An 11,198-nucleotide genomic window follows, 5' to 3' on the forward strand; every position below is an offset into this window, starting at 1 on the left:
CGGACCGGTCATCGCCCTGCCTGCGAAGCCCCCACCCGCGGCGCCCTCGTCGTGTCCACACGCCGCGGGTGGGGAGCCTCAACCCACCCATCGAAAAGGAGACCCGGCCATGAACCACGAGAACACGGCCACGACCGCCCCGGCCCCGCCTCAGGCCGCCGTGGCACTCGTCGACCTACCGAGCCCGCACACTGCCGGCGAGCGTGCCGCGGTGATCCTCGACGCGATCGAGGCCCACCCGGNGTTCGACCGGCTGCGCTCGAGCACCCTGCAGTACCCGACGTGCTGGGCGACGTTCACCGGCTACCCGCTGATCGCCGAGTGGGACCTCGACGCCGACGGGNCGCACCTGTTCGTCGAGGCGCTGCGCACGATGGCGATGAAGGCCGCCGTGTTCGAGCTCACCCAAGACGAGCGGGCCGCCGAGCTCGACGTGTCCGCGCCGGTCGACGAGATGGTCCACGCGCTGACCGCCCAGTTCACGATCCTGTCCCGGGTCCAGGTCGATCTTTCGCTGACGTTCATCCACTCGACGGACAACGAGCGGTTCGTCTACGACGAGAACGGTTACACCGACGAGGTGTACCGGGCCGCCGGCTGGGGCGAGCTGCCGCGCCGCTACTGGATCGGCAAGGCTGAAGCCCACCGCCGCCTGGACATCCTCTTCGAGCACTACGAGTCGATCGGCGTGCAGAGCGGCGGCCGGTCGCACTTCATCACCTTCGGCCGCTAGACCTCCGCCAGCGCGGCCCGCAGGGCATTCACCACCAGCTCGGCCGGGAACCGCTGCGCCGCGGACCGCTCGGCGTCGACGAGCACCTCGGCCACGGCGTCGACGTCGGCATGGCGGACCAGCGCGGTCATCCACCCGGCGAGTGCATCCGGATCGTCGGGCATCGGCCCCGGGTGCGGTGCCGGTTCGGCCTCCGCGGGCCAGCGTTGCCCTGCGGAGGCGTACCGGCCGACCGGGAAGCCGATCTTGTGTGGATGGATGCAGACCGGCACCCCACTGTCCAGATCACGCCGGTAGCCGGCCGTTGTGTCGTACCGGCTGGCGGGCCCCGGCCCGTCGACGATGTCGAACCTGCCCGGATCGTGGACCTGGCCCGGGCAGACCGCGCACAGCGCGTCCTCGTCCCAAGGATGATCCATGTCGGATGTCACCCGTCCATCATCACCATCCGCCGGCCCGACCCGACGGTCCGTTCTCACCGCGCCCCGCCCGCGGATCGTCACCGCGGCGCTTGATATCGCCCGCTACTGGTGCGCCGGGCAGATCATCGACGGTGCGCCGGCGCTCGGTCACGCCGTGCGGGTGGCGCTCACCCTGGGCCGTCACCTGCCCGACGCNCCGCCCGAACTGCTTGCCGCGGTGCTGCTGCACGACGTGCCCGACTACGCCCGAGCCGACGTTGTGGACGCCGAAGTCGGCGGCTGGTGCGGCACCAACACCCTGATCACACTGTGGGCAATCCACGACGAGCACACCGCCATGGACCTCTACCGCACCAGCCCAGCCAGCGCCGTCCGCCGGCTGTCCCGGCTCCCCGACGGGGTCGCTGCCGCCCTCGCCGCCGACAAGACCGTCAGCCTTCGATACGTCCTCACCGGCGCCCGCAACGCGCCCGACCTCGCCGCCTTCTGGGCGACCCGCCACGCCTTCCTCACGCTGGTGCCCTACCTGCGCGCATTCCAAGCCGCGACCGCGCACCGCCTACCCGAAAGCCTCGTCCGGGACCTGGACCAGCTCGTCACCGATGCAGAACAGATCACCGCGGCCGTCTGACCGCCTGCCCGCCTGGGAGGCCGCCCACCCCGACGGCGGCAGGCAGGCTCCCACAACGCAGGGAGAGATCATGTTATGGNAGGCCGCCGGGCCGGCCACCTCGGAGGCTCCGACTGTCCGGGTCGCCCGCTCGGGCGCCGAAGTCGTCATCCGCTACCGCACCACCTCCGGCCAAGTCGACGTTCGGTTGCCGCTGGTGGTCTGGATGGGCCTGACGAAAGCGGTCCGCTCGGGCCGGCTCGACCGGCTCGGCATGGGGTGGTCGTCGTGGACGCCGTCGGGTGGGCGCACCCCGCTGGACGGCGACCAAGTGGTGCTCGGCTTCGGCTACCCGCACCGGCGGGAGGCACGCCTACCCGCGCCGGTGTGGCGGGCGCTCGCCGCCGCGGTCCGCGCCGGCACCCTCGACCTCCTCCCCGCCGCCGACCAGCGTGACCTCGGGGACGCCGGGAATCCGGACGTTGACCGGTGAGCGCGAGACGCCGCCCCATCGACATCGTCGACCCCACCGAGTTACACCGGACGTTGCTGTGGGCGCACAGCCGCGCCGGCCAAACGGAGCGCGGGTTCACCGCGCAGCGGGTCGCCGACCGGATCCGCGTGTCCGCCGTGGACATGGGCGCCGTCCTCGACGTCCTCGCCGCCGTCGGCCTGCTCCACCGCCACCGGACACCGAACGGGCTCTCCCTGTACTACCGTCACCGCCTGGCCGATCTCGGCACCGCCATCGAGTGCCGGCCGGGGTGGCGGCGATCAGCCGGCGGGAACTGTGGGCCGCCATCAGCGCCGCCTGGCAGCGCACCGGACATGCCTCCACGGACGACATCGCCGCCGGGCTGGACACCCCCGCCGGTCCGGTCGACCGGACCTGGCTTCTCCTGCGGCTGGCCACCTGGACAGCCGCGGAGTTGCTGGTCCTGACCAGCGGCCCGGCGTGGGCGCTCACCGATCGCGGCCTCGACCAGCATGAGCAGATCCGCCGGACGCGGCTGACCGACCCGCAGGTGTGGGCGGCGATCGCTGCTGAACAACCCCACCGCACGCCCCGCGGCGGCCTGGACCTCGGCGCCGTCACCAGCCGTCTCGGGACACCGACGCCGTGGCTGGACCTCTGGGCGGACGAGGCCGTCCACGCCGGGCTCCTGACCCGCACCAACGGCGGACTGCTGCCCGGCGCGGACGGATGGCGGCACGTCGACGACTTCATCAAGCGCCCGCCCGGACGAGCAGGAGGCGCAGTTGCATGAGCAGGTCGAGCCGGACGAGGTCGCGCCTCTGTCCCTGGGTCCGCAGGCGTTCCCTAGCGATGACCGGGTGGACGCGGCTACGGCGACCTGGTTGCGGCCGAGCAGAGCACCGACCGGCGCCCCGGTCGTCGAGTTCGCGATCATCGCCGGGGGGTGGCGCTCCGTCACTCCGACGCCCGCGAAACGGTGGTATGTGCCGCATGGCCGGCGGTCCGCTTCCTTCTCGCCGACCTCCTCATGATCAACCCCGATCTGATCAACAGGTGGTCGACCGCCGGCTGAGCCGATCCCAACCCGAAGGACCGAAGGAGCGCCGTGCCTCCCGCCACGACCGTCTGACCGCGGCTGGCCCTGGCCATCCCCTGTTCCTCTCNCCATCCGGCCCGCACGGCGATCCCGTGCAGGTGAGTCCGAGCCCGGTGACACGGTGTCGACGTGGGGGTTTACCCGCGTACCTCAGGTGATCGCGAAGGGTGGCAAGCTCTCCCCCTGCACGATCTCAGGGGGATCCGATGAAAAAGATTATGGCGGCCGTTCCGCTCGCATGCCTGGTGGCGCTGGCCGGATGCGGGGGCGGCGACGCGGGGTCGGCGCCCGCCACCGGGNCGTCCGGTGTGGCCTCGACCGAGCAAGCCAGGGCGCTTACCGCGGAGCAGGTGGCGAACGTGCTGCGCAGCGCGGGTACACCGTTGACCGTGACGCTGGTCTACACGGCCGAGTCCGACCCGAACAAGCTGCTCGACCGGCCGGGNGGCTACACGTCGAAGATCGCATTCAGTGACAGTCGGATCCCACCAGCCGAGCTGGGCGAGGGCGTGGCGCCGGATGCGATCGAACGCGGCGGGTCGGTGGAGGTGTACCCGACCCCGGCGGGTGCCGCGGCGAGGGCGCAATTCATTCAGGCCGCTCTCCAGGGTGCGCAGGGCGTCCTGGGCAGCGAGTACGACTACACGGCAGGTCCGGTGCTCGTCCGGGTGACTGGGACGCTCACCCCGGCCCAGGCCGGGGTGTACCAGCGGGCGACGGCGGGCGCCACCAGGTGATCGACCGCAGGCCAACCCCGTGCGGCGGGGTTGGCGGGTTGGTCGCCGATCCTCACACCACGCAACCCCACCGACATCTCCGGGCAGGTGGTCGGGCCTAGGGATGGGTCGGTGCCGTGGTACCTCGGGGGCGCGGTCCCGGGCGGCATCGAGTGGCGCACCTAGGTGCCTAGAGCCCAGCTCAGAGGCTGTTTTCGACCCTAGGGCGGTCTAGACCTAGGGGGCTAGGACCTAGCGGCGACGGCGTCGCGCAGCGCGTCGCGGGTGACTCCGACGGCGTTGGTGGGCCGGCCCTTGATGCCCGTCGCCCAGCACCGCTCGTCAATGACGATGCCGGCGGCGCGCAGGTGCGCGCCGAGCTGCTGGGACGTCCACGGCCCCGATCCGTCGGGGGTGTCGGCGGTGTACCCCGGTCGGGCCAGGAGTCGGCCAGGCGGGACGCCAGGACGGCGAGGTGGGCCTTCTTGTCGCCGCCGACGGCCTGGAGGGCGTGACCGAGCAGGACCAGCGGTCCGGAGTCGTCGACGTCGCTGGTCTCGCCGATCGCCTGGCCGGTCAGCGTGCCCGCGGCGGCGCGTAGGGCACGGGCCCGGTCGGCGACCCGTTCGGCGGCGGGGGCGTCGGCGTAGGCGCCACGGGCCACGAGCGGGTCGTCGCGACGTCGCTGGTGAGCTTCGGTGCACGCCCGGAGCTCGTGGTCGGCGAGTCGAGGATCGGCCGGTCACGGCGCCGGCCGATCGCCTGTAGACAGGCCATGCTCCCTGCCCAGACTGGGCGCGTCTCATGGACCGCCGCCCCTGCATCCGCCTCGGCCAGAGCTGCCGCCACCGGATGCCTCCGAATCCTGACATGATCAGAGGGCGACCCGATTCAATGACTTCGGGTCGTCATGGACGCNCGGGTTCGTGGGGGGCGGGATGGTGGACCTGATGACGCGGCAGAACAGCGAGNGCATCCTCGATCTACACCGAGCCATCGCGGTGTCGCACCGACGGGTCCAGGCGGTCCATGCCGTANCACTCTCGGTCTCGTTAGCCGTTGCAGCTCTCGGTGTCCTCGCGCAGCTCCGTCCGTCCACCGTGCCAGCGGTGAGTCTGGCCGGGGCCGTGTGGACGGCGATCTACGCCATCGCGTTGACTCCTGGGGCTGTGCGCTTCCAGCGCGCTAGCGCGACCCTGCAAGAAATGCTCGACACCGAGCTGTTCGGCGTGCCATGGAACCGCGTCGGGGTCGGCGACCGGATTCCCGAGGACCAGGTGAGCGACCTCAAGAGTCGTTACCGGAGCGACGACAGGCGGCTGCGCGACTACTATCTGATCGCGGCTGTCCCTGCCCCCTACGACGTCCTGTTCTGCCTGGAACAAAATCTCGCCTGGGGCTCAAAGGTCCGCCTGCGTTACGCACAGGCGCTTTTGTCGCTAGCCCTGCTGTGGGTCGCGGCCGGCCTGGTCGTCGGATTCGCCGTCGGACTGCGTCTCCCTGCGCTGGTCAGCGGCTGGTTCGTGCCGTCGCTCGGCCTGTTGCTACTGTGCCTGGACGTTTACCGTGCACAGCTCTTCAACACCCGCGAGCGCGACCGCGCACGAGAGATCGTTGCCGCTGCGGAGGCTGATTCAGCCAGGGCTCCTCTCTCTCCCGGGNCAGAGTGGGACATCCTGGCCCGCCAGGTGCAGGACCTGCTGTTCAATCTGCGCCGGCAGCAAGCCCGTACGCCAGTATGGTTCTTCCGCAGGTTCCACGACCGAGACAAGCGTGACTTCGAATACCGGCAGCGGCTTCTCGAGCGGCGATTTAGCCCGCCCGCCCAAGGCTGACCCGGCGTAGAGCCGGAACTCNGCCTGCCGTCACCACACGGAGAAGTCGCGGATTCTGCGCGCGTGGCAGATATGTGACACTCATGGGCACGTTACTGTCAGACCGCGCGGCATGCCGGCGCGAGCAAGCGAGGTGGCCCTCCCATGCCCGACCAAGATCCTCTCGCGAACACCCTCGGTGAGGGCCCGGCGACCGCCTTACGCCAAGAGTTCGCGCGGCGGAACCAGACTATTGCTATCGAGTCCGGCGCACCGGATCTAAACGGATATACCACCGCAAAGCTCGCGGTGGTCTCGATTGAGCACGACCAAGCCGACAGTCCTGCCCCGCAACGATGCATCGTTAAGGTGTGCCCGCCAACCAATAGTCGGGTGGAGAGCGCCCAACACGCCGCCGCCCTGAAGTACACCTACGAGAACAGCTTCGTCAAGAGCCATCTTGTGGAGATCGCATTCGCTCCAGTGCAATGCCCGGACGGCGAGACCGCTGTCGGTCAGCGGATCGCTGGAGGCAATCTCAGCCTAATGNGCACTCTGTCAAAGGTAAGGTCCGCCCAACTCCACACGGTGTGTCTCGCGGTCCAGGNCGGCCTGCTCAAGGACTGGACCGGAACCAAGTTTCAAACTCAAAAGCAGACGGTACCAGAGCTGTTGCGGTGCGAACTTCGACCAGACTTCACCGGCTGGATCGTTCCCTCCGACGAGGACTGGATNACCACCGACGACGACCCGGCCATGCCCAACCCCTGGGCTCTACTCCAGGACACAGAACTCGCCGCGAACGAGCCGAAAACCCGCCTGACGGGACACAGTCACGGCGACCTTCACTTCGAGAACGTACTGGTGCAGTGCAGATCCGACGGCGTTGCCTTTCCTGATAAATATTGGCTGATCGACCTATCCGGTTTCGAACCATACGCACCGCTGACCCGCGACCCGGCGACACTACTGATCTCGGTCCTGNCACACCAGATCGAGACGCTCGACTCGGTCGCGTCAGAAGCACTCCTCGACTACCTCGTCGCCCCGGAACAGAAGCCCCCCGCAGCGCCGTCGGACCTTGTGGCCGTCGTTGACGCGCTCATCGATCCCGGCGATGCACCCTTCGCTGCCGACTGGCGGGAGATGTGGGATGACCAACTGAGGGTGTCCCTGCTCGCCGAGGCGATGCGACACGCTACCTATAGCTCGGTCGGGACGGCAGGGCGTTGGTGGTGCCTACGGCTTGCCGGCCAACTGGCTCGGAAACTGGTACCCGGGCGCAAACCCTCCTATCCGCCGCGGCGTCTGACCATCGACCTGGTCGAGCCGAATCACGCGGCGCGCCTGATGGCGCCGCGAACCGGCCAGGAGCTGCGGATCATCAACCGGAGCGAGGAGAAGGCGGCTCTCCATGCGGCGATGACCAACACGAATCTGGGCGTGATCGTGGTGCACGGCGAACCCGGCGTCGGAAAGTCCGCTCTGGTGGAGGATGTAGTGGCAGAGCTACGGGCAGCTGGACTGAAGGTCGTCGAGCACGACGCCGCGGGGATCCGGCGGCCCGATGCCATGATGCTTGTCGAGGCCATCGAGGCCGGCGTGGCGGGTGACCGCCTGCGGGCTGGCGAGTCGCCGCACAGTCGGCTCGCGGTAGCTGTTGATGCGCTCGACACGTGGCTGGCCATCGTCATCGAACGGGCCGAGGTCCTGCTCGACCACCAGAGTCATACCCTCGTCGACGACGAGTTCGACGAAGCCCTTGAACTGCTCGCCGTCCATCCGGACCATCCGGTGAAGGTCGTACTTGTCACGCGTCAGCCACCGGGCTCGGCTCGAGCCAACACGTGGCCCCGCCTCGCGGAAGAGGTGCGGGTGCAGGGTTTGCGGCAGCCACACTTCAAGCGGTTCCTCGACCGACTTGACCCGGTTGGCAGCAGTCTGTCTGGTCTGAACGACGTCCAGATCGAGACCCTGCGCGATTGTCTAAAGGGCAACCCGTCGCATGCCAGCTTGGCTCACAGCATCGTCCACTGGATCGGCGGCGGGTATGAGGCTGCCACGCTGGTCGAGGCGGCGGCACGCCGCCAGCCCGAAGAAATACCGCAGTTCCTCGCCGATGCCCTGTGGGAGCAACTGTCCGACCCGGCCAGACTGGTCCTGGCAGCGCTGGCCGCGTTCGGCACCCCTGTCGAGGCCGATGCGGTGGCTGCCGTCGTCGAAGATCGGCTTGACACCAGCAACGCCGGAAAAGTCGCAGGTATGCTGCAGAAGCTGGCGAGACTTCGGGTAATCGAGGTCAGCGACGGCCGGTATGGACTGCCGCCCGGAAATACATACTGGGAGGAACGGAGATCTTCGCTTGACGCGTATGACTGGCAGAAGATGCTGCACGTCGCCGCACGACAGCTCGGATTCCGACTCAAGNCCAGCACCGATATTCATGGGGTCGACGACCTTCGCCCACACCTCGCCCTAATCGACGTACTGGTGCGAGCCAGACGCTACGAGGCCGCACACGAAATACTGCACCTGACCGACCAATTACTGCGGCGTTGGGACGGAGAGTTGGTGCTGCTGGATCTCCGCGAACGTATTAGAGATCGACTGGATGACCCGCATCTGAAAATGTCGAATCTTAACGCTCTCGGTGACCTATATGTGTCCCGCGGCTACTTCCCTGAAGCCACCAAGACATTCAAGGAAGCACTGGACATTGCAACCCGGCTTGACGACCCCGCGAACCGCTTGCGAATTCTGATCAATATGGNCGGGATGCACTGGGAGGCGGCTGAAACAGAAGCTGCCATCGATCTGTACAGCCTCGCGCTGACCGAGATCGATATGNGGCCCGGCACTGACGCCGAGGACCGCATGGACGCCAGTGAAGGACTCGCCAACTGCTACCGGCGTTGGGGCGACTATAAGGAGGCGATGGCGTGGGCCGCACAGGCACTAAGGCTGGCGCGGACAGTCGACTCGAGCCGCACGGTCACTATTGCGATCAAGATTGNTCGTTGGCACGCCGAGACCGGGAATCTCGATGTGGCAGATGAGCACATCGCCTTGGCTGAGGCGGTGGCTGACGAGCAGATTGACAGCTCGCTGGACACCGCGTGTGTCGATGCCCGGGCAGACCTGATGCTCGACCAGGGCCGCCCAGATAAAGCTCTCGCACTGGCCGGCGAAGTGGTCGCCGNTGCCCGCCGCCAGCGCAACCCGGTCATTTTGCTGCAGGCGTACACGATACGGTGCATGGCGTACCTGCAACTCGGCGAGATAGGCAAGGCGAACGAGGCAATCGAGAAGGCCAACTCATACCGGCGGCTGGGCCNATCGCTCATCGTGCCCGCGCTTCATGGGCTGGCGGCTGCGATGGGCGGGAACACCAACGAGACGGACCGACGCTTTGCCGGACTGCGGAGCGAGGCCNCCGGCGAACTGGGATGCNACCCGAGAGACATCGGCGCGCGGCAGTTCCTGAGCTATGCATTCTGCTGGACCGGACTGGCCGACAACTCGGCGTTGCACACAGCGGCCGAGCATATGAGAGCAGCCCGGGCCCAAGGTCGCCCACCCGCCCGGGGAATCGAAAAATTCTTGACCTATATGGTCCTGCAACTCGAGAACTGCGGAGTTCAGCGGGGCCGCCTTCGGCCCGTGCTCGACGCAATCACCGGAGCCAGCCGAGAGCCTGGGCCTGCATGATGGCCTGCATCCGACCCTTGACTCCCATCTGTTGATACAGCGCCTGTAGCACACGGTACATGGCCCGCTCGGAGTAGCCGGCATCGTCGGCCAACCTCGAGACCGTCTTGCCTGCGGCAAGACTACGCAGCCACTGCAATTGCTGCTCGGACAGGGCCGTGCGCCCATCGACGTCGGCGCTGCTGCTAGCGGCAAGCACAGCCGCAACCTCTNCCGGCAGCACGGCATGGCCGTCGAGCGTCGCATCGACGGTGCGGCGCAGGACCGGCGCGGTGACCTGGCGTGGCAGCACCGAGCGAGCGCCGACGCGCACCNCTCGCACCCCACGCGTCGTACCATCCCCCTCGACAAGCGCGATGACCATCGCTCGCGACCTGTCACTGCGCAATCGTTCCAGTAGTCGCCAGTCGCCCTCCAGGTCGAGAGTCAGAAGCACCAAGGCCGTCGAAACTCGACCCACCCACGCGAGCAGATCTGCGGGATCGTCCACCGCGTACCCGGNGGCCGACAGCACGGCTCCGACGCCCTGGCGGAACATCGGCAGCGGGTCGACCACTGCGATATGGACGGCCACGCTTACTAAACCCCCACTCATGGCAAAGAGGTTAAGTTTAGGGCGCGATAGCCGCAGGTTTTGACATGGCTCGGTCAGGTTCCCGCCAACGTCTCGGCCATGGACCTGGGCCGTATGTGGTCCTTAGCGTCAGATCGACGTCTAGGGGAGGTCAAGGTGGTGCGTGACGAGGACATTGGCAAACGCCTGTACCGGCCGGTCAAGATTCATGATCGCGACGGCGACCCGGTCGATGTCAGCCCAGCGAAAATCTGGAAAATCATCGAGATGATCGACATGTGTCCCGAAAGTTGGGGTCCTCGCCTTATCTACGAGGAGATTCGGAATGCTGGGCGTCACGACATATCCGAGCAACTCGTTCGTATCACTATGAGCGCAATGAGAACAAATGAGATGCCGATTCTAGATCGTCCGGAGTAGCCGAGGAATCTNCGAGTGGCCAAGCTGCCAGGTCACGGCGGAGGCGTGCGGTCGAGGACTTGGACGGCGGCTCGGACTACAGCCGGTCATAGGTCGCGGCTTGGGCACCGCCGAATGCTGGTTCTAGTTCGCCACAGCCGGAGACACCAGCGAGGAGGCCCGCGCCCATGAGCACTCCGGAAACCGGCCATCCGCCGTTGCGCCCTCAGNTCACCGTTGGGGGGCTTCTGACCGCGCGAGGTACACAGCCCATCTGGTCTCTCTACGACCTGGCGGCCGACACCTTCGACTCCGACGAGGAGCTCGATGAGTACCTCGCGTTCACCTACGCCGAGCGTCGTCGTGACCTCGTTTGAGGCGCCGCCGTGTAGCCCGTCGGTCCTGGACACCGACGTGGTCTCCCTGAGCCACAAGAGCAGGCTCAGTGGACCCATGGCCGGTAGCTGAGCGTGATCAGATTCCCTGCGAGCATTCCCCGCCCCGGTGTCGACGCGGGCGCGGTCGAACTGCCCGCCTGACACCTCTGGACTCCCGATCATCAAGGTCCGACCCGGCCGATCGATACCGTGATCACGGTCCGCAAAAAGTCCGCATGATGTTGTAAAACCACGCGATCCCACGTAACCC

At 67.4% G+C, this 11,198-nt stretch carries 5 protein-coding genes and 1 pseudogene; 5 read left to right on the plus strand and 1 reads right to left on the minus strand.

Annotated features, from left to right (window positions below; all coding sequences use genetic code 11):
* Positions 1-729: 729 nt before the first annotated feature.
* Positions 730-1,164, minus strand: a complete 435-nt coding sequence (locus UK94_RS10240; protein WP_235487357.1) for a hypothetical protein — start codon at positions 1,162-1,164, stop codon at positions 730-732.
* A gap of 1,365 nt (positions 1,165-2,529) precedes the next feature.
* Here UK94_RS10240 and UK94_RS10255 point away from each other — a divergent pair.
* From UK94_RS10255 to UK94_RS33685, 5 genes and pseudogenes are all read left to right on the plus strand, one after another.
* On the plus strand, positions 2,530-3,033 hold the full coding sequence (locus tag UK94_RS10255) for a hypothetical protein (protein WP_157734195.1): 504 nt from the start codon (positions 2,530-2,532) through the stop codon (positions 3,031-3,033).
* A gap of 1,497 nt (positions 3,034-4,530) precedes the next feature.
* Positions 4,531-4,656 carry a hypothetical protein gene (locus UK94_RS73390; RefSeq protein ID WP_256788261.1) on the plus strand — a complete coding sequence of 42 codons (126 nt, stop codon included), beginning with the start codon at positions 4,531-4,533 and terminating at the stop codon, positions 4,654-4,656.
* A gap of 437 nt (positions 4,657-5,093) precedes the next feature.
* A pseudogene (locus UK94_RS10265) lies at positions 5,094-5,716 on the plus strand (S-4TM family putative pore-forming effector); the annotation flags it as partial.
* Positions 5,717-6,034: 318 nt separating this feature from the next.
* Positions 6,035-6,418 (plus strand): hypothetical protein (locus UK94_RS46695; protein WP_235487359.1); only part of this gene is annotated, 384 nt, incomplete at its 3' end.
* 3,892 nt (positions 6,419-10,310) lie between these two features.
* On the plus strand, positions 10,311-10,571 hold the full coding sequence (locus UK94_RS33685; protein ID WP_162246899.1) for a hypothetical protein: 261 nt from the start codon (positions 10,311-10,313) through the stop codon (positions 10,569-10,571).
* Positions 10,572-11,198: the final 627 nt, after the last annotated feature.

The sequence above is a fragment of the Frankia sp. AvcI1 genome, from assembly GCF_001420875.1.
GTDB lineage: Bacteria > Actinomycetota > Actinomycetes > Frankiales > Frankiaceae > Frankia > Frankia alni.